Source organism: Streptomyces purpurogeneiscleroticus, assembly GCF_020024005.1.
Lineage (GTDB): Bacteria > Actinomycetota > Actinomycetes > Streptomycetales > Streptomycetaceae > Streptomyces > Streptomyces purpurogeneiscleroticus.
Window position 1 is genome coordinate 1 of the sequence record NZ_NHSG01000094.1, and the last position, 18,780, is coordinate 18,780.

The 18,780-nt window shown below is 68.8% G+C and carries 14 protein-coding genes; 7 read left to right on the forward strand and 7 right to left on the reverse strand.

The genetic code is table 11. From position 1 onward, the window contains the following. Nucleotides 1-138 precede the first annotated feature (138 nt). Together CCS38_RS03255 and eccE are read right to left on the reverse strand one after the other, a co-directional pair. Nucleotides 139-852 (reverse strand): hypothetical protein, encoded by a 714-nt coding sequence (locus tag CCS38_RS03255; RefSeq protein WP_223731656.1) that lies wholly within the window; start codon nucleotides 850-852, stop codon nucleotides 139-141. Further along, nucleotides 852-2,204, reverse strand: coding sequence for a type VII secretion protein EccE (gene eccE, locus CCS38_RS03260; RefSeq protein ID WP_372456978.1), 1,353 nt, complete (start codon nucleotides 2,202-2,204; stop codon nucleotides 852-854). Before eccE ends, CCS38_RS03255 begins: the two co-directional genes overlap by 1 nt. Nucleotides 2,205-2,504: 300 nt before the next feature. Here eccE and eccB point away from each other — a divergent pair, with 300 nt between their 5' ends. The 7 genes from eccB to CCS38_RS03295 all read left to right on the forward strand — a co-directional run bounded on the left by eccB (nucleotide 2,505) and on the right by CCS38_RS03295 (nucleotide 9,767). Then, entirely contained in the window at nucleotides 2,505-4,025 is a 1,521-nt protein-coding gene (gene eccB / locus CCS38_RS03265; protein WP_223731657.1) for a type VII secretion protein EccB, read from the forward strand. A 28-nt stretch (nucleotides 4,026-4,053) separates the two neighbouring features. Then, a complete protein-coding gene (gene mycP / locus CCS38_RS03270; protein ID WP_223731658.1) occupies nucleotides 4,054-5,337 on the forward strand; it encodes a type VII secretion-associated serine protease mycosin in 1,284 nt (427 codons plus the stop codon). A gap of 231 nt (nucleotides 5,338-5,568) precedes the next feature. Next, nucleotides 5,569-5,994, forward strand: coding sequence for a DUF2563 family protein (locus CCS38_RS03275; protein WP_223731659.1), 426 nt, complete (start codon nucleotides 5,569-5,571; stop codon nucleotides 5,992-5,994). 18 nt (nucleotides 5,995-6,012) lie between these two features. Continuing rightward, nucleotides 6,013-7,722, forward strand: coding sequence for a hypothetical protein (locus CCS38_RS03280; protein WP_223731660.1), 1,710 nt, complete (start codon nucleotides 6,013-6,015; stop codon nucleotides 7,720-7,722). A 17-nt stretch (nucleotides 7,723-7,739) separates the two neighbouring features. Next, nucleotides 7,740-8,996, forward strand: a complete 1,257-nt coding sequence (locus CCS38_RS03285; protein WP_223731661.1) for a S8 family serine peptidase — start codon at nucleotides 7,740-7,742, stop codon at nucleotides 8,994-8,996. Nucleotides 8,997-9,055: 59 nt separating this feature from the next. Beyond that, on the forward strand, nucleotides 9,056-9,403 hold the full coding sequence (locus tag CCS38_RS03290) for a WXG100 family type VII secretion target (RefSeq protein WP_223731662.1): 348 nt from the start codon (nucleotides 9,056-9,058) through the stop codon (nucleotides 9,401-9,403). A 64-nt stretch (nucleotides 9,404-9,467) separates the two neighbouring features. Then, nucleotides 9,468-9,767, forward strand: coding sequence for a WXG100 family type VII secretion target (locus tag CCS38_RS03295; protein WP_223731663.1), 300 nt, complete (start codon nucleotides 9,468-9,470; stop codon nucleotides 9,765-9,767). Nucleotides 9,768-9,927: 160 nt separating this feature from the next. On the opposite strand, the gene CCS38_RS03300 is transcribed toward CCS38_RS03295, so the two are convergent. The 5 genes from CCS38_RS03300 to eccCa form a co-directional block, all read right to left on the reverse strand. Further along, entirely contained in the window at nucleotides 9,928-10,524 is a 597-nt protein-coding gene (locus CCS38_RS03300) for a DUF6199 family natural product biosynthesis protein (RefSeq protein ID WP_223731664.1), read from the reverse strand. Between the two features lie 52 nt (nucleotides 10,525-10,576). After that, nucleotides 10,577-11,653 (reverse strand): hypothetical protein, encoded by a 1,077-nt coding sequence (locus tag CCS38_RS03305; protein WP_223731665.1) that lies wholly within the window; start codon nucleotides 11,651-11,653, stop codon nucleotides 10,577-10,579. A gap of 38 nt (nucleotides 11,654-11,691) precedes the next feature. Beyond that, the gene (locus CCS38_RS03310) at nucleotides 11,692-13,920 is read right to left on the reverse strand and encodes a DUF6571 family protein (RefSeq protein WP_223731666.1); all 2,229 of its coding nucleotides are present in this window, start codon (nucleotides 13,918-13,920) and stop codon (nucleotides 11,692-11,694) included. Nucleotides 13,921-14,006: 86 nt separating this feature from the next. Then, nucleotides 14,007-14,534, reverse strand: coding sequence for a hypothetical protein (locus CCS38_RS03315; RefSeq protein ID WP_223731667.1), 528 nt, complete (start codon nucleotides 14,532-14,534; stop codon nucleotides 14,007-14,009). Between the two features lie 176 nt (nucleotides 14,535-14,710). Continuing rightward, nucleotides 14,711-18,685: a type VII secretion protein EccCa gene (gene eccCa / locus CCS38_RS03320; protein ID WP_223731668.1), complete on the reverse strand. Its 3,975-nt coding sequence runs from the start codon at nucleotides 18,683-18,685 to the stop codon at nucleotides 14,711-14,713. Nucleotides 18,686-18,780 lie beyond the last annotated feature (95 nt).

Below are 18,780 nucleotides of genomic sequence, written 5' to 3' on the forward strand. Positions count from 1 at the left end.
CCGACCCGAGCGTCCGACCGACCTGCCGAGCGCAGCCGACCCGAGCGTCCGACCGACCCGCCGAGCACGACCGACCCGCCAAGCCCGCAGCCCGCAAAGCCTGCCAAGCCCACCAAGGGCGACGGCGACGGACCCCTCTCAGTCCACCCGCCGAGGGTTCCCCAGCAGCCCTGTCTCCGCTTCCGTCGGCTGGGTCATGACGTACTGCCGTGCCTGATTGTCACCGCACCAGAGCGTGACTCCGTCCCCGATCGACGGCAGCGCGTCGACATCCGTCTGCGAGAGCCCCAGAATGCGTGCGGCGTGCGCGGCCTCATCGGGAGAGAGCCGCTGCAGGCCGACGAGTCCCGCCGCGTTCATCAGCCGAGGGGCCACCGGGCTCATGTACGGCAGCAGCGTCAGCACCGACTGCCAGGGCGCCGAGGAGACCCGCCCGCGCGGTGGCCGCATTCCGCAGTCGCGCACGACCAGTACGGGGCTGCCGACGGTCGCCCCCATCGGCGGCACCCGCCCGACATCGTGCAGCGTCATGCACTCCTGACCGGCACCCGCCGCATGCGCCAGATTTGTCCACAGCTGGGGCCGGCCCGTCTCGACGGCCACCCGCGCTCCCGTACCGGCCGCCCGCAGCGCCAGCGCCTGGGCCGTCCACAGCCCGCCGATCAGCAGCACGTCGAACGGCGCGGGGTGGTAGAGCCCCAGCACCGCCGGGCGGTTCTCCGCGTCGTGGCCCACCGTCAGTCCGTCGTCGCCGAGCGGCAGCGTCAGCGCACCGAGGTCGTCGACCGGCACCACATGCCGTTCCCGGCGAGGTCCGTACAGGCCGCGCAGGGCCGAAGTCGCCGAAGCCATCAGCGGGCACCTCCCAGCGGCAGCGTCGCCACCGCACCGGGCAGCTGCTCCCGGTCCAGCCGTACGAGGCCCAGCTTCATCTCGCGCGCCGCCGCCTCCAGCCGCTGCCGCGCCCGCGAGAGCTCGGCGTCCGAACGCCCGGTCAGCCGTACGTGCCCGCTCACCCCGGCAGCGCCGTGCCGGTCACCGGCCGTCACGGTCAGGCTGAACGTCGAGGCCAGCGCCGGTACGGACGTCAGTACCGACGCCAGGCGCGGCAACGGCGTCGCCGAGCGGCCCAGCTCCGGCCAGCGCCCGACCCCGTACGTCGTGTGCAGCCGGTCGTCGCACTTCCACACCCGGGAGGACTCCTGCGTGCGGCGGGCCGGAGCGGCGTCGGGCAGACCGGCCCGCGCGGTCGCGACCGGATTGGCGCAGGCCGAGGTCGCGAGGGCCGCTATCAGCTCCTGCTCGTCGAGGACCGTGGCCAGGAACCCGGCGCCCGTGAGGCGACTGGCCAAGTGGTCCGTCACGCGGGTCAGACAACGCTGCGCGCCCGGCAGACCGCCACCGCGTGCCTCGACCGCCTCCCGGCACAGCTCGGGATCGAGCTTCAGCGCCACCCACATCAGCCGCAGCGCCGGCGCCCCCGTCTGCTGCTGCAGAGGCGCGTAACTCTGCCGTGCCACCGCATGCTCCGGCAGGTGCGGCGCCGGGGCCGGCTGCACGTGCTGGACCACCTGGACGGACTCCAGCTTTATCCCGTCCACGTCCAGCGCGTCGTGCAGCAGCGTGAGCGGCAGGGCCCGCGCCCCGCCCGGGGGCCGCAGGGCACTGCCCTTGGCCTCGACCCGCACGACGGCCGTCAAGAACGTCCCGTCCCCGACCATCCCTACCGTCCGCCGGTCCCGGTCCAGATATCCGTACGTCCGCAGCCCGGGCACCGCCTCGGCGGCCGGCGCGAGACTCGGATCCACCCGCTGGTCGAGCGGCCGCGCAGCACTCGTCCGGGCCCGCAGCGCCAGCACGGTCGCCAGCCAGTCCCGCACCGACAGCCGCCGCCGACGCAACACCGCAAGCAGCACGAGCGCCACGGCCACCACCACGGCAGGCACCAACAGCAACATGTCCACCGCGGCGGCCACCAGCACTGCAGCCAGCGCCAACTCGATCAGCACCAACTGCTGGAGCTGCACAGGGCCGATGCGATGGGTGCGGTTCTCCGCGCGCACGACGGTCGATGCCGGGGCGGGGCGACGGACACCGGAAGAGGGGGCGGCTGCGTTCCGGTCGGCTGCGCGACGTCCGTGGTCGCGGCCTCCGCGATCACCGCGGCGATCCGCGGAGGAGTGAACCCGTGTCGCCGTTCCCATCCCCCGAAAGCCCCCTAGTGTCCGCGTTCATCCCCTTCGCAGAAGGGCCGTGAATCAGGGCGACCACACTACTACCAGGGGGCACCTCGAAATCACCCAGCACTGCGGTCCCAGCTGGGCGAGTTGGCCGTGCGTGTACCGCCGCACAGCACCGGTGATGTCAACTCGAAACCCAGGGAAGCGGACCCCATGGGCGAGTACGCGCCATGATTCGGCATAGTGGGTTCCCCTCGGTGTCACGCGTCGCACCGAGTTGAGGAAAAACGGGGCAGCAGGCGCAGTGGGGAGAAACAGGCGGACATGGCATCACGGCGGGACGAGCTCAACGCCTATACCTTTGCGAAAAGGCGGCTGGTCGCGTCGTTTCTCCAACCGTCTCCGAGTGGCACGGAGGAGGGCGCGCCACGTCCGCTGCAGGCTGTCGTCCCCGGTCTGATCGTCGGCGCTCTCCTCGTCGCGGGGTTCGGCGCTTGGGGCATGTTCAAGCCCACGGCTCCGCAAGGCTGGGACGACCCCGCCACAAAGGTCATCGTCGGCAGCGAGTCGACCACGCGCTACGTCGTGCTGGAGACCGACAAACACAAGATGCTCCACCCGGTGCTCAACCTCGCCTCCGCGAGGCTGCTGCTCAAGACGGACGACTTCAAGGTCGTCAACGTCGACGACAAGGTCCTCGACGACGGCAAAATCCCGCGCGGCCCGACGCTGGGTATTCCTTACGCCCCCGACCGGCTGCCCAGTTCGGGCGAGGCGAAGAAGGCGAAGCGCTGGGCGGTGTGCGAGCAGCAGGGGCAGGGCGGCAGGGACGTGCAGAAAGCCACCTTCGTCTTCGCCGACAGGGAGGCGAACGAGGTCGAAGGGGCGCAGCGGCTGCGCGGCGGCGACGTGATGTACGTCCAGGGGCCGGGCCGGAAGCTGTACCTGGTGGACGGGGCGGGTACCAAGTACCCACTCGACCCGAACGAAGGCATCCTCCGGACGGTGGCCGGAAGCGGCAAGCCCCAGCAGGTCAGCAACGAGTGGCTCGCCACCCTCAAGACCGGCGGCTCCATCCACTTCCCCACGGTGACGGGCGCGGGTACGCCCGCGGACATTCCCGGGGCCCTGGAGGACGATGCCAAGAGGGTCGGCATGGTGCTGCAGGCTCCCGAGTCGGGCAGCGGCGCGTGGCATCACTACGTCGTTCTGAAGGACCGTGTCGCGCCGATCTCGGACTTCATGGCGCAACTGCTGCTCGCCAGCGAAACCGAACTCGGGCAGCACAACGTCGCCATGAAGGTCAGTGCGGGGTCCTTCACCAGTAGTGGTGACGAGTTCGGGGGCGATCTCAGGTGGCCCGACAAGTTCACCAAGCGGGTCAATTACACGGACGGCACGCACGGTGGCCGCGACACGGTGTGCAACGTGCTCCGCAAGGTCGACGGCAAGAACAACACCACGCTCAGCACCTGGGCGGGCACCACCTACCCGCACAAGATCGCGGATGAGACGGCGAGCACGTACGTGACCCCCGGTTCCGGGTTGCTGTTCCGGCAGGTCCAGGGGCACCAGACCAAGACAGGTCTGGTCTTCCTCCTCACCGACTCCGGGCTGCGGTACGGCGTACAGAGCAACAGCGACAGCGGCACCGGTAAGTCCAGGATCGGCTCGGACGGCAAGAAGAGCTCGGCGAAGACACAGGAGCAGGAGGTACTGCAGACGCAGAAGCGCCTGGGCTACGAGGGCGTCACGCCGGTACCGGTGCCCGCGGCCTGGTCGCAGTTCCTCTCGACGGGGCCGCGACTGGACGTCAACAGCGCCAGCCAGCCGCAGGGTTCATAGGGCCATGAGGCAGAGGAGACAGCCACCCATGCCCCGGCAGCCCCGACAGACCCGCCTGACGCGCTGGCTGACCGTACTGGCGGCCACTACCCTGACCACCGCGGGCACCGCGCTTGCGGCGCCGGCCGTGAGCGCCGCGGACAGCACCCAGTGCACCTTTCCCTCCAAAGCGAAGATCAGCGGCCTGCCCTGGTCCCTGCAGCGCGTCCAGCTCGATCAGCTGTGGGCGGAGACCAAGGGAGCGGGCCAGCGGATCGCCGTGATCGACACCGGGGTCGACAACACCAACGAGCAGCTCAGGGAGGCCGTCGACACGAGCAAGGGCGCGAACGTCCTGCCGAGGAAACTCAAGAAGGACCAGTACGGGGAGGTCTCCCCGCGCGGTAAGGCGAACGGCACCACGGACACCGTCGGCCACGGGACCAAGGTCGCCGGCATCATCGCCGCCCGCCCGGTCGAGGGAAACCAGTTCGTCGGCATCGCCCCCGAGGCGACGATCATCCCGATCAAGCAGAACGACGACAAAGGCAGCGGCAGCGCGCTCACCCTCGCCCGGGCCATCGACCACGCGATCAAGGTGGGCGCTGATGTCATCAACATCTCCCAGGACACGGAGGAGGCACTGCCCGACGACAACGTCCTCCACGACGCGATCAACGAGGCGCTGCGCCGCGACATCGTGGTGGTCGCCTCGGCCGGCAACGACGGTCTCGGCGGCAACGTCAAGGAGACGTATCCCGCGGCCTACGAGGGTGTGCTGGCCGTAGCGGCCTCCGACCGCAACAACGAACGCGCGGTCTTCTCCCAGTCGGGAGACTTCGTAGGGGTAGCGGCCCCGGGTGTCGACATGGTCTCCACGGTTCCCAAGGGTGGCCTGTGCGTGGACAACGGGACCAGCTTCTCCGCCCCGTACGTCGCCGGAGTCGCCGCGCTGGTGCGAGCGGCGCACAAGGACTGGAGCCAGCAGCGTGTGGTGACCCGGATCGAGCAGACGGCGGAGCGCTCCATCCCGGGCCGCGACAACCACGTCGGCTGGGGCGTCGTCGACCCGGTGCGCGCGGTCACGGAGGAGGGGGGACCCACCGACCACCCCGTCGAGCAGGGCGGCGTCAACAAGGGCGCCGTCCCCGACGTACCGCCGCTCCCGGAGGGCGAGACCGCACAGCAGCGCAACGAGCGCCTGGGCACCTACGCGGTCGTGGGCGGCGGCCTGTTGGCGGCCGTCATCGCCGGATCCTCACTCGTCTACCGGGACTGGCGCCGGCGTCGCCCGGCCGGGCGACGCCCCGAACCACTCATCACACGATCGTGACAATGTGGAGTCCGCGGGGCGACCGGGTTGTCAGTGGCGGATGAGACGCTGTTCAGCAGTGGAGAAGCGTGCCGGGTGTGACAGCCGGACTGCGTGATACGCGGCTGTGCCGATTGGACCGATTGGCTAATGTTGCATCAGGCGTCTCACGCGTCACGAAAAACGTAACGGGGGAAGGGGGAGAGGACCGTGGGGGTTCCGGAATCGGAGCTCGGAGGTGCACCTCAACCGATGTCCGCGGCGGGTCAGGACGCGCGGTCGCACGTCAGGCTCGGACCGGGTGAGCTGCGCTCCCTCAAGAAGAAGGTGGACGGGGCGCTGCGGAAGCTCGAGTCGTCCTCGGGATCGAAGGAAAAGCTCAGCCAAGAGATCATCCCCAGCGCCTCGTTCGGCGCGAGCACCTTCGGCGAAGCCGCGGACCTCAGCCGGATGTACGAGCGGGTGCACACGCACCTGACGAACCTCTCGCAGACCCTCGGCGACCAGATCGAGGCCATGGGCATTGCCGTGCTGGGAACGCAGCACGGCTTCGAGACGATCGATGACGACCAGAAGCGCCGTTTCCACGAGATCCAGACGCGGACGCAGGAGTGGTACGACGAGCACCACGCGAAGCCGCGCGACAAGCGGGATGAGCGCAAGCACACCGAGCTGTGATCGGGAGGGGGACAGAAGATGAGTGACGAAGGTACGTCGCGCGAGGTCAGGCCCGACTATCCGGCCACGTTGGCCCGGACTCGACAGGGCTTGCGAGCCGCCGCCGGAGTGGCGCCGATCCTGCTCCCCGCTCTCACCAGGTTCGGCGGCACGAACTTCGAGAACCATCAGCTGGACGACATGCTCGACATGATCGAGACCGCCCGGCCGAGCGACCTGGAACACACCGGGGACGCCCTCATCACCGCCGCCGACGCGATCAGAGGAGTCGGCGAGGAGCTGAAGATGTACGCCGACCAGGCCGACTGGGAGGGCGAGTCCGGCGACGCCATGCGCAAGTGGACCGCCAACCTCAGCAAGAACACGCTGAAGCTCGCCACCTACAGCGAGACTGCCGGCAAGCAGCTGAAGAACGCCGGCGAGGGACTGGCGACGGTCAAGAAGTCCATGCCGAAGCGGGATGCGGACGGCGGCCTCGCCGAAGCGGTCAAGGACATCCCGACCCCGGCCCGCGTCGACACCAACCCGGCCTACGCCAAGGCGAAGAAGCGTGAGGGCGACCGCCAGGAAGCCATCACGCAGATGAACAAGCTCAGCTCCTACTACATCGTGTCCCACGACACGATGGCCACACAGGAGGAGCCGGTGTTCAAGCCGATGCCGGATGTGGGGGTGCCGGCTCCGCACCGCAGCTGGGTCGGGCCTGGCGAAGGCGGCGGCAACGCAAGCGGCTCTGGAGGAAGCGCAGCTGGGGCCGGTGTCACTGACCCGGCGATGGATCGTCACAGGGCTGCCGCTCCAATGCCGCATCATCCGACCGCCCTCCCGGAGAACACGGTCGGCACGGGCCTCGACAGCGTGACCATGCCGCATCCGCCTGCGGACACTCATGTGCAGGTGCCGACCACGCCTCCGAACTCGCCCAGTCCCATTGCGAATCAGGGGAATCCATTTCCTCCCGGGCCCCTCAACACAGGTCCGCTTCCCAGAGGGGCAGGGAAGCTGCCGGGACTTTCCGGGCCCCCACGGAGCAGCGGCCCCCTGCCGGGTGGCGGCACGGCTCGCCCCAATCCCATGGCTCCGGGTGCCATGCGCCCGAACTCACCGGGACAGCCCGGCGCGACGGGCCGGCCCGGGCCGATGGGACAGCCGGGAACGGCCGGTCGGCCGAGCGGTGTGAGTCCCCGGGCCATCGGCCGCCCGGGCGCTACAGGCATCGGCCCCGGTGCCAGCGGAGTACGCCCTGGGCCCGGCGCGATGCCACGTGGCGGCCGTAACGGCATCGTCGGTGGCACGCCCAGCAACCCTGGCCGTGCGTCCACCTCATCCCCGGGCGCACGAGCGATCACGCCGGGCGGAGAGCACGGTGCGACCACGGGCCGCGGCGTCATCGGGTCGGGTGCGAAGTCTCCGGCGGAGTCGGCCGCGGAGAGGGCGGCATCGGCTCGCAGGCTCGCCACCAACCAGGGTGGCGTCGTCGGAACCCCGCGCTCGGAGGCCGGGACTCCGGGCCGCGGCCAGCGTGGTTTCACCCAAGGCGGCACAGGGTTGGTGCGCGACACCGGAGGAGAGGATCATCCTGCGGGCGCGCCTCGCGGAGGTGCCGGTACACCGCAGCCCCGAGGCGAATCGCAGAAGGAAAACCGCCGGCCGGGACAGCCGACCGAAGACGAAGAGACATGGAATTCAGGGCGGCGGCGCAACACTGCCCCGCCGGTCATCGAGTGACTCAGGTGAGGCGAGGAATGACGGCTGGAGAGAACCGGACGGCGATGCCGAGGAATACGCGGAGGCTGCATCGCCGCGCGCTCCCCGTCCTGGCGGCAACGGGCGCCTGGGCGGTGTGCCTCATGGGCGCTGCGCCTGCCGCCGTCGCGGAGGACGTCCAGTCGAAGCAGTGGTACCTGGACTCCATGCAGGCCGAACAGATGTGGAAGGTCAGCACGGGGGAGGGCATCAAGGTCGCTGTAGTCGACTCGGGAGTAGATGCGTCGACACCGTCTTTGCGTGGTCAAGTCCTCCCGGGCAAGGACTTCGCGAAGGCAGCCGGGGGCCCGCACGACGACTACGACGGTCACGGCACCACGATGGCTGAACTGATTGCGGGAACAGGAAAGGGAGGTGGCCTCAAGGGGCTGGCTCCCGGAGCCAAGATTTTCCCTGTTCGTACTTCACTTGCCGGCGACAAGGAAGGCAAGTACGACACGGCAGACAAGGCTGTACGAGCTGCGGCTGACAGTGATGCGCAGATCATCAATATGTCGTTCGGCGGGGAGTACGTCGATCAGCCCTTGAAGAAGGCGATCGAATACGCGGCCGGCAAGGGGAAGCTCCTGTTGGCGGGCAGCGGTAACGACGGCGCGGGGAAGAACCGTCCGTTCTACCCGGCGGCCTACCCGCAGGTCATAGGTGTGGGCTCCGTGGACGCGCAGGGCGAAGTCTCAAAGTTCTCCGGCCACGGCAACCACGTCTCGGTCGTGGCGCCCGGCTCGGACATCCCTCGCTGGTGCGACAAAAACCTCAAGACGTACTGCGACGGCGACGGCGGCACCAGTGCCGCCACCGCCATCGCCTCCGCCTCCGCGGCGCTCATCTGGTCCAAGCACCGCGACTGGAATGCGAATCAGGTCGCCCGGGTGCTGGTCGGGACGACCGACGGCGTCATGGAGAACCGAAACCCCAGCAAGTATGTCGGTTACGGCGCCGTCCGGCCCCGCCTCAATCTTCTCGAAGGGAAGGGCGAGCCGGGTAATCCGAAGCAGCCCGCCTTCCTGGACAACGGCGATTTCGACACGTCGAAGGCCGCGTTCGAGAAGTCGGCCCCCACACCCGGCAAGGGCGAGGAGGCCGACTCCGGAAAGGCCGACGCCGGCTCGCAGGGCGAGTCGTCGAAGGCCGCTTCCGGCAGCAACAGCACGCTCTGGACGGGCCTCGGTATCGCTGCCGCGGTGATCGTCCTCGGGGGCGGCGCGTTCGCGTTCATGCGTGCGCGCCGGGGATGACACCTCATCCGTAGTGTCCCTGACCACCATGTACAGCAACAGTGAAAGGGAAGGACGACATGGCCGGGCAGAAGCTTTCCGATGCCGATCTCGCCAAGCTCGAGCAGCACCTGAACGAAAAGGCCGAATCCATCCGGAGCCACGTCAACAAGCTCAACCGAGCTCTCGACAGTGTTGAGGGCCGCTGGAAGGGTATCGGCGCCTCCGGATTCAACGCGACGCAGACCGAGCTCAACCAGAAGCTCGCCGCCATGGGCAAGCAGCTGGCCAGGTACGTGGAGGCCATCGAGGCGCACCGCAAGGGGTCGGGGAACACCGACCTCGACGTGGAACGGGCCATGAAGGGCCAGAACGTGGTAGCCGGGGGCGGCATCGGTTCCGGCGCTTCCAAGCTGAACCTGTACTGAGTCCGGCCCGACCGGACATCATCAGCCAGCGTCTCTTGAGGCGCACAAGAAAGTGAGGGTTCCCATGGCAGGCCACGACGGCGAAATGCTCGTCAATTACCAGAGCCTTGATGCCGCTGCCAGCGATGTCAGGGAGGCAGCAAAGGGTCTCAGCGACGATCTCCAGTGGATTCACTCGGCGCTCAAGAATGTCAGCGACATCTGGGACGGTGAAGCCAAGGGTGCTTTCGTAGCGGCGCAGCAGAAGTGGGCCAAGGACACTCAGGAGATCCAGGAGGCCCTGCGCGGGGTTGCCCAGGCGGTCAGCGACGGCCGGGACCGGTACCACGCGGGCGACAAGAGGGGCGCTTCGTTCTTCGAGTAGGTCACTGCGGAGCCGGGGCCGGGGCGGGCATGCGCGGGAGGTGCCCACCCTTGGCCGCAGGCGTGAACGCTGGAAGGCCGTCACCACAGCACTGCTGTGGTGACGGCCTTCGTCGTCGGGGCGGGCGGCAGCGGTCCCTTCACCGGCCGCCGGCAGGGTCTCAGCCCTCGCAACTGCCCTTGCGGACGGTGACGTCGAGCGTCGTCTCGTGCAGGACCAGGCCCTCCGAGTCGTCGTCGGCAACCGGGTTCTCTACCACTTTGAGGCAGTAAGGGTACTGATCATCCTCATTGGTGACGGTGAAGAGCTCGCCGTCGTCGGCGTCGGACCGGCCCGCCGGCTCGGCCTGAAGGCCCCAGGAAGACGGGCCGAACGCCGGCGCCTGGGCCTCCGTCGCCTCGTCGAGGGCGGCGTCGACGTCCATATGGTGGTCGGGCTCCATCAACTCACCGCCCGTGGCCGTCGTCGGTTCGGTTTCCAGTATGTGCACCGCCTTCATCACGGCAGTGCGGACCTCGTCGCTGTCGGTGGTCGAGGCTTGCTCCTCGTACCAGAGGAACGCACCCAGCCCGAAGAGGAACAGGGCGGCAACGACCGCGCCGAAGCGCTGCATGGCGTATGCCGCATCGGACGGCTCGGCGGCCTTGGGATTGCGGTACTTCCACGCCTGCAACGACCAGTAGACCGAGCGCTGCGGCACACAGGCCAGGACAAGGAAGAGGGCGCCCACTGCCCACATGGCGATGACGTAGGTCATGGTGTCGGGAGCCTCCTTTTCTCACTCGGTCCAGCGGGGCACATACGGCACATCACGGCGTGGCAGGAGCGACACATCCGTGCTGCTTCGCGGACTGCTTCGCGAACGCCGTGAGCGCGTCGGTTTCGAACGCACGGTCCGGGTGCTTCACCGGCGAGCTGCCGCCGGAGACGATTTCGGAAACCGTGTAGAGAGCACGCTCCGGCGAGCCGGGGCACTGGGCGTGCGCAACCGGCGGCGCGCTCTTGCTCCGGTACTCGGCGTCCCTCAGTACGGATTTCACCTCCGGAATCTCGGCGAAACTCCGGGCGTAGCTGCCGTAATAGGCGGAGAGCCGATAGCCCGGACGCTTTCCGTCGGGCGAGGCGAGCACACAGTCCTCGATGGGGGCCTTTCCGGTGGCCTCGGTCTCCCAGGCACGGGGAAGGCCCCTCTTCTGGGCGGAGGCCGCGAGGGGTTTGAGCGCCGCGCAGGTTCCCCCGGCCGTGGACAGTGCGACCGGATCCGTGCTCGGAGCGGCCGGCAGACGCTGTATGTCACCCGCCGGCCGGTAGTCGCAGCCGAAGACATCGGCCGCCTTCTCGGCGATGCCGATCGTGGCACGTGCGAAGGCGGTACGGGCCGCGGCGTCCTCCGTGCTGCCTCCGGGCCGGGCCAGCCGGGAATTGACTGCCAAGCCCTCCCCGTCCTTGTTGCGGCACTGGAGTGTGACCGACGCCCTGGCCATTCCCTCGTCGGATGTCAGGACGCCCGGCCAGGAGCCGAGGGGTGTCGCCTCCGCTGTGTGCGTGGCCAGAGAGGTGCGGCCGAGGGATGTGGCCACCGCACTGTTCCGGCTGCTCCACCGGGCCTCCACCGCCATCGAAGCGCTGCCGCCCCGGGCAGTCATGCTGCAGGATGTCAGCGTTCCCTCGCCCGACGCCGTTCCGTCCTTCGCGGAGACAGCGCCGCTTCCGAGGGCCGCCCGCACGCCGTCCTCGTCCACCGCGCCCTTGCAGGCACGGGAGAGGTCGCTGTCGTCGCGCCACTTCTGCAGTGTGCCGGTGAAGTACAGCACGCCGGCGAGAAGCGCCAGGACGCCCACTGCCGCTCCGGCGATTGTCGTCAGCCTGCGACGGCCTGCTTGCATGAATGACTACCTTCGTTGAGATCTTCGGAGCGGTTCGACTAGGACTCGGGACGGTCCAGCCATGTGAAGGCTTCTCGGCGCGCGTCGTTGTGAGTTCCCAGCCCTTGGCCGTCGAGGTTGCGTACTTCCCATTGGGTGCTGTCGTACCCCTGCTTCTTGCCCCACTGGTAGATGAGGTTGTCCACTTCCTTCTGCCCGGCGGTGAAGGCGTGCCGGTTCTCCTCCCCGGCGTGGGCATTGGCCTCGGAAATGGTCTGCTTCGTCCAGTCGTACATGCCGAAGTCGACGATGCGGTTGGCGGCGTCGCCCAGCACGGGAACGGCGCCCGGCGAGGAGGGGAGGAAATTGAGCACGGCGCCGCTGGTCGAGGTGACGTGATGGTTCAGGTCGCGAGCCCACTGGACGCTGGCGTCGCGCTTGTCGAACGCGACGTCGGAGGTCACGCCGTCGTAGAAGCCGAAGACGGACGAGGCGGCATCGATCACGCCGTCCCGCTTGGCCCTCTCGTGTTCGTTCGACGGGTTGATGTCGACGCCGGCCAGCGTATCGGCGGCGTACTGCCGCTCGGCCGCGTACATGTCGCCGTACGCCGCGGGGTCCTCGGCCACCCCGCGCATGATGTTCACCAGGTCGTTCCGGCTCACTGCCATACCCACGGCGCCGTTCTCCCCATTCCTGAACACGCCTCCCGCGTCACCGAACTGCTTGTAGTCGCCGTTCGTACGGGACAGGATCTCGTGCGTGTCCGGGGTGTAGTCGGTGAGCATGTGGCCCAGCGGAGCCCGGAGGTTGGTGGGCATCTTCGCGCCGCTCTGGTCGTCGCCGTTGAGCAGCCTGATGGTGTCGTGCATGATGCGGGCTTCGCCCTCGGTGTGCCCACCGAGCGGATGGTGCGTGCCCGGGACGTTCCCGGTGGCCGCGGCCTCCAGCGCTGCCCCGAAGCCCCGGCGGTTGTAGAGGTCGCTCATGGTGTCGTTGTCCGTGACCATCCCCGGACCGTTCATGACGTACTTGGGCCAGTCACGGTCCTTGAGCAGGTACGTGAGATGGTCGTTGTGCCGCGGGTCGAGATACGCCGTGGAAGCGGCCGGGTCCTTGCTCATGAGGCCCAGAACGCCGTCGAGCGGATCGTGTTCGATGCCCTTCTGGACCGGCTTGCCGTTCCAGATGTCCCAGTGGTCGGGGTCTTTCCGCTCCGTCTCGATGATGTCGTTGGCGAGCTGGTGCATGAACTGGTCGTCGTAGCCGTTGCCGTGCTTGAGCAGCGTGACGAAGTCCTGGTAGCCGTAGACCGGCTCGGTGTTGCTGCCGAAGTTCTTGGTGCCGATCTCCTTGAGGTCGCCCAGGAACTTCTTGTTGAACTGCCCGTCGGCGCTGTCCAGCCACGCCTTGTATTCCTTGGAGCCCACGGGCATCTTGGCGACCGACGCCGGCAGCTTGGTTGCCGTGGCGATGGAGTCGGTCAGGCCCTTCTCGACGGCATTGCCGTCCTTGCCCAGCTCGCGGAGCTTGTTGCCGAGTTTGATGGTGTTCTCGGCGCCCAGGCCGTTGAGGTACGTACGGGAGAACGCCTTGTCGTCGGAGTTGTCCCGGAAGAGCCGCTCCAGCTCCGCCATCTCCCTCGGCGGCAGCTTGCCCTCGGAAGCGAGCTTCGTACTCAGCTCATCAGCGCGCTTGCCCTCCACCTTTTCGATGTCGCCCTCGGCCTTGGCGTTGAAGCCGTTCTTGATGCCGTCGAGGGGGGCCGAGTCGGCGGTCACCGCGTCCAGGGCGAGCTTGACGCCGTGGTCGGCGTCGTCCATGGCCTTGACGGCCTTGGCGATGCGGTCGGTCCAGTATTGAGGGACCTCGGAGGCGCTGCCGTCGTGGGTGATGGCGCGCTTGGTGTCCGAATCGATGTTGTCCCAGTCCCAGCTGCAGATGCCCTTGTCCGCCGAGATCAGCATTTTGGCGTGCTTGGCATCGGCGATTTCGGACGTGAGCTTCTTGCGCATTTCCGCGAACTGGTGATGCGCGTCGCGGAGGATCTCCGCGATGGCCTTGGCTTCCTTCTGGGCGCCGGTGTACTGGCCCGAGGTCGTGCCGGTGGCCATGAGGCCGGCTTGGGCGTGCTGACCGGACGCTGAGCCGTCCTCGAAGATGCCCTTGACCTTCTCGTTGTAGATCTTGGCGGCGTTCTTGAACATCTCCGCCGCCTTCTCCCACTTCTCGGCGGCGTCCGTGAGTGTGCTGAGGTCGGTGTGCAGCGCGTCGTGGTAGCTGAGCATGAGTCCCCCGTACGGCCTCAGGTGGTGGCTGGTGGGTCGAAGCGGCGATCAGCGCCGCGGTGGCCCGCAGTCGGTGATCGCGGCCGTCACAGATCCGAAATGTGTGACTTCGGGTAGAGGTACGGCCCCTGTTGCGGCGGGAGGAGCGGTGGCTGCTGCGGCTTCCCGGACGGGTTCTCCGGTGTGCACTGCTGCAGGCCGTTGTATGCGGCGTGGTCGCCGTCCTGGAGCGTGTTGTTGGCACTGCTGAGCGCCTGCCGCTCATTGGAGAGCCGGCGCTGCAGCATCGTGACCGACTTCTCCCAGTCGGTCAGTGCGCTCTTGAGGCCCTTGCCGGTCTCCCAGCCGTCGAAGGACTTCTGGGCCTTCGTCGTGGCCTCGTCCGCGTGATCGCCGGCCTTCTTGGTGTCCGGAATGACGCTCTTGTCCAGGGCCTCCGCTGCCGCCTTCTTCTTGGCGGGGGAGCTCGCGAGGAGCGGTGGGGAGCCCCCGGGCGGTAGCAGAAGCCCGTTGTCGCCGCCCGGCGCGAGCGGCCCGGTGCTGTTGATCTGCATATGGGCGTCGGCTGCGGTGTTCCGGGAGCGGAGACCTGCCCACTCGTCCTCGAACGACACTGTTTCCCCCTGGATGGCGTCTGCGTCCTCTTGTGGTCCCGCGAGCTGTGAGTACATGTCAAGCTAACAAGATCGATGCAGCGTGCGCACCCGTGTACGTCGGTTTCGGTACGGCGCGACGGAACAGTCGGAAACCGGTGCGGCGCTCGGCATATGCCGAGCGCCGCACACCGCTCCTAGAATTCCGGCAGCCACCCCAGCTGCACCAGCGGCGTCCCCCGCTTGCGGGAGACGAAGTAGCCGCGGCCCGGGGGCATCGGGCGGGGGCGGACGTTGCCGAGCAGGTCGCCCTCGCCCGGGTCGCCGGAGAGGACCACGCCCTGGGCGCCGAGCTCCTTGATGCGCTGCATGAAGGACTCGTACATCGACCGCGAGGCGCCGGCGGCGCTGCGGGCGATGATGAAGCGGATGCCGATGTCACGGGCGAACGGCAGGTTGTCGGTGAGGACAGCCAGCGGGTTGCCGCTGGAGGTGGAGACCAGCTCGTAGTCGTCGACGATGATGAAGATCTTCGGCCCCGACCACCAACTGCGGTCGCGCAGTTGCTGCGGCGTGACGTCGGGCGCCGGGGCCCGACGTTCCATCAGGCCGTGCAGCGCCTGCATGTGCGCCTCCATGGAGTTGGCCATGGGCGCGTACTCCAGCAGGTGCGACTCGGGGACCGCGCTGAGCAGGCTGCGGCGGTAGTCGCCGACGACGATCTTCGCCTCATCAGGGTGGTACCGCTCGGAGATCTGCTTGGCCAGCAGCCGCAGTACGCCCGTCTTGCCGGACTCGCTGTCGCCGAAGACCAGGAAGAACGGGTCGGTCTCGAAGTCGACGAAGACCGGTTCGAGGTTGTTCTCGTCGAGGGCGAAGGCCACCCCGCGCTCGGGGTGGTCGCTGCCCTTCGGGAGCTGGTGCGCCGGCACCTCGCCGGGGAGCATGCGGACCGCGGGCGCGGGCGCGTACGGCCAGTGACCCGCGATCACGCGGTTCATCTCGGCCGTGGCGTCCGAGAGGTCACCGGACTGCGAGATGCCGTCGATGCGCGGCAGCGCGCCCATGAAGTGCAGCTTCTCCGGGGTCTGGCCGCGGCCCGGCACGCCGGCCGGGACATTGGCCGCGACCTTGCGGTCGAAGTCGGAGTCCATGGTGTCGCCGAGCCGCAGCTCCAGCCGGTTCATGAGCTGGTCCTTGAGCGCGGCGCGCACCTCCATGCCGCGGGTGGCCGTGACGACGACATGGACGCCGTAGCCGAGGCCGCGCGCGGCGATGTCGTTGACGACGGCCTCCGCCATCTCGTACTCCGCGCGGAAGTTGCCCCAGCCGTCGATGACGAGGAAGACATCGCCCCATGGCTGGTCGCCGGCCTCACCGCGGGCCCGCATCCGGCGGTAGGTGGCGATGGAATCGATGCCGTTGGCGCGGAAGTACTCCTCGCGGCGGGCGAGGATGCCGGCGACCTCGGCGACGGTACGGCGTACCCGGTCCGGGTCCAGGCGCGAGGCGACCCCGCCGACGTGCGGCAGCCCGGACACCGCGGACAGACCGCCACCACCGAAGTCCAGCCCGTAGAACTGCACCTCGGCCGGGGTGTGGGTGAGCGCGAAGGACGAGATGAGGGTGCGCAGGAGCGTGGATTTGCCGGACTGCGGTCCACCGACGATGAGCATGTGGCCGGCCGCGCCGGAGAAGTCGCGGTACAGGGGATCGCGCCGCTGCTCGAAGGGCTTGTCGACGAGGCCCAGTGGCACGATGAGCTGCCCGAGGTAGGGGTAGTCCGGCATCGTCAGGCCGCGGCCCTCCACCGGTGCGAGGCCCGGCAGCAGCTCGTCCAGCGGGGCCGCGGTGTCCAGCGGCGGCAGCCAGACCTGGTGGGCGGGGGTGCCGCGGCCTTCCAGCCGGCGGACGATGACGTCCAGGACGGTGTCGGCCAGCGCGTCGTCCTGGGCCGGACGCGGTTCGGGTACCTGCACCGTGGCCGGGTCGGGCGCCGTGTAGTGGACCGGCACCGGGGCGGCCGTGAAGAGCACCGGGCGGCGGTCGACCGGAAGCGGGCCGGTGGCCGAGCGGTCGGCGCCGGCGCCGTCGCGGTAGACACCGGAGACGTACGCCGCCTTGAAGCGGGTCATCTCGTCGGTACCGAACTTCAGGTAGCCGGAGCCGGGCACGGACGGCAGGTGGTAGGCGTCCGGGACGCCGAGCGCGGCCCGGGACTCGGCCGCGGAAAAGGTACGCAGACCGACGCGGTAGGAGAGGTAGGTCTCCAGGCCGCGCAGCCGGCCTTCCTCCAGGCGCTGCGAGGCGAGCAGCAGGTGGACACCCAGCGACCGGCCGATGCGGCCGATCTGGATGAACATGTCGATGAAGTCCGGCTTGGCGGTCAACAGTTCGCTGAACTCGTCGATGACGAGGACGAGGGAGGCGATCGGCTCCAGCGGGGCACCGGCCAGCCGGGCCTTCTCGTAGTCGTGGATGTTGGCGTAGTTGCCGGCGTCGCGCAGCATCTCCTGGCGGCGGTTGAGCTCACCGCGGATGGAGTCACCCATGCGGTCGACGAGCGTGAGGTCGTCCGCGAGGTTGGTGATCACCGCGGCCACGTGCGGCATCTGGGACATCCCGGCGAAGGTGGCGCCGCCCTTGAAGTCCGCGAGGACGAAGTTGAGCGTCTCGGAGGAATGGGTGACGGCCAGGCCGAGTACGAGGGTGCGCAGCAGCTCGGACTTGCCGGAGCCGGTCGCACCGACGCACAGGCCGTGCGGGCCCATGCCGTCCTGTGCCGCCTCCTTGAGGTCGAGCATGACGGGCTGGCCGTCCTCGCCGACGCCGATCGGCACCCGCAGCCGTTCCGACTGTGAGCGCGGACGCCAGGTCCGCTGGGTGTCGACGGCGGCGGCGTCACCGAGGTTGAGCAGGTCGGTGAACTCCAGGTTGGCGAGCAGCGGTTCGTCGTCGTCCCCGCCGCTGCCCATGCGCAGCGGCGCGAGCTGACGGGCCAGCGCCTCGGCGGCCTCCAGGGACAGGAAGTCCGGTACGCCGTCGTAGACCATGCCGCGCCCGGCCTCCAGCTGGAGCGCTCCCGGGCGTACGAGGACTGACAGGTCGCCGCGGGGAGCGCTGAGTTCGCCCGGTACGACATCGAGGACGGTGACACCCTGCAGGCCCTCGGCGGAGGCGAGCAGCGAGGTCGGCGGCACGTTCGTACCGTCCAGAACCACCAGCAGATGCGGCATGTCCAGCAGCGGCCGACCGCCGGCGTTGAATCGCGGCCGGCCCTCCAGCTTCACGGACAGCAGCTGCTCCAGCTCCCAGGCGTCCGTCGTGATGAGCCGTGGCGACCCCGCTCCGTCCGCCGGGCCCTGGGCCTGGACGTGCGGCAGCCACTTGGCCCACTCCCAGCGGTCAGCGGCCTCGCCGGGAGCCGCCGCGACCGCGATGATGAGGTCGTCGGGCGAGTGCAGTGCGGCGAGCGAGGCGATCAGTGACCGCGCGGTGCCGTGCACCGACTCGGGCTCGCCGGAGACTGCCATGTGGTAGAAGGCGCGCAGCGAAACGGCCATCGGCAGCCCGTCGAGGGTGCCGTGGACGCTGAGGAACCGGTGCATCGCGCCTGCGGTGAGCGGCTCCAGTTCGTCGACCGGCGCGGTGTCCGGGGCGAGCAGCGGCGTCGCCAGCTGCTGGGCGCCGAGCCCGATGCGGACCTGACCGAAGTCCTCGTCGCCCACGCGCCGTTCCCAGACCCGGCTGCCCTCGGCGACCAGGGACCAGAGCTGGTCGGGGGAGGGGTGCAGGTAGTACTGGGCGTCGCGCTGCTTGCGTGCGGTCCTGCGGACCGTGCGGCGGGTCTGTGCGAGGTACTTGAGGTAGTCGCGGCGGATGTCCGCCATCTCCCCCTGCGTGCCCCGGCGATGGCGTACCACCATCGTCACGATCATGGCCAGGGTTGACACGATCATGAGAATGCCCATGATGCGCATGAACGGGTTCGCCTGCGGCATGAAGAAGTACACCATCGAGCCGCCGCCCATGCCCACGGTCGGCAGGATCTGCATCAGCATGCCTTCTTGCTGCCCCTTGGGCAGCTCCGGCGGGGCTTCGAGCCGCAGTGGGTCCGTGGGCACCTCCGGGGGCAGAGCCCTCGGGGGACGCTTCACGACGATCTGACTCACCAGCGCACCAATCCCTTGTACGGGAAGGACTGTTCGTTACCGACACCCCCGTGGCGACGGCTCCCACCCGTGCCGGGTGATCCTACTGGGATGTC

What these genes read in the sequence shown, in the direction of transcription:
- eccE (WP_372456978.1), bottom strand. Translation starts at nt 2,204, where the DNA reads ATGGGAACGGCGACACGGGTTCACTCCTCCGCGGATCGCCGCGGTGAT.
- CCS38_RS03305 (WP_223731665.1), bottom strand. Translation starts at nt 11,653, where the DNA reads ATGCAAGCAGGCCGTCGCAGGCTGACGACAATCGCCGGAGCGGCAGTG.
- CCS38_RS03285 (WP_223731661.1), top strand. Translation starts at nt 7,740, where the DNA reads ATGACGGCTGGAGAGAACCGGACGGCGATGCCGAGGAATACGCGGAGG.
- CCS38_RS03290 (WP_223731662.1), top strand. Translation starts at nt 9,056, where the DNA reads ATGGCCGGGCAGAAGCTTTCCGATGCCGATCTCGCCAAGCTCGAGCAG.
- CCS38_RS03255 (WP_223731656.1), bottom strand. Translation starts at nt 852, where the DNA reads ATGGCTTCGGCGACTTCGGCCCTGCGCGGCCTGTACGGACCTCGCCGG.
- CCS38_RS03295 (WP_223731663.1), top strand. Translation starts at nt 9,468, where the DNA reads ATGGCAGGCCACGACGGCGAAATGCTCGTCAATTACCAGAGCCTTGAT.
- CCS38_RS03275 (WP_223731659.1), top strand. Translation starts at nt 5,569, where the DNA reads ATGTCCGCGGCGGGTCAGGACGCGCGGTCGCACGTCAGGCTCGGACCG.
- mycP (WP_223731658.1), top strand. Translation starts at nt 4,054, where the DNA reads ATGCCCCGGCAGCCCCGACAGACCCGCCTGACGCGCTGGCTGACCGTA.
- CCS38_RS03310 (WP_223731666.1), bottom strand. Translation starts at nt 13,920, where the DNA reads ATGCTCAGCTACCACGACGCGCTGCACACCGACCTCAGCACACTCACG.
- CCS38_RS03280 (WP_223731660.1), top strand. Translation starts at nt 6,013, where the DNA reads ATGAGTGACGAAGGTACGTCGCGCGAGGTCAGGCCCGACTATCCGGCC.
- eccB (WP_223731657.1), top strand. Translation starts at nt 2,505, where the DNA reads ATGGCATCACGGCGGGACGAGCTCAACGCCTATACCTTTGCGAAAAGG.
- CCS38_RS03300 (WP_223731664.1), bottom strand. Translation starts at nt 10,524, where the DNA reads ATGACCTACGTCATCGCCATGTGGGCAGTGGGCGCCCTCTTCCTTGTC.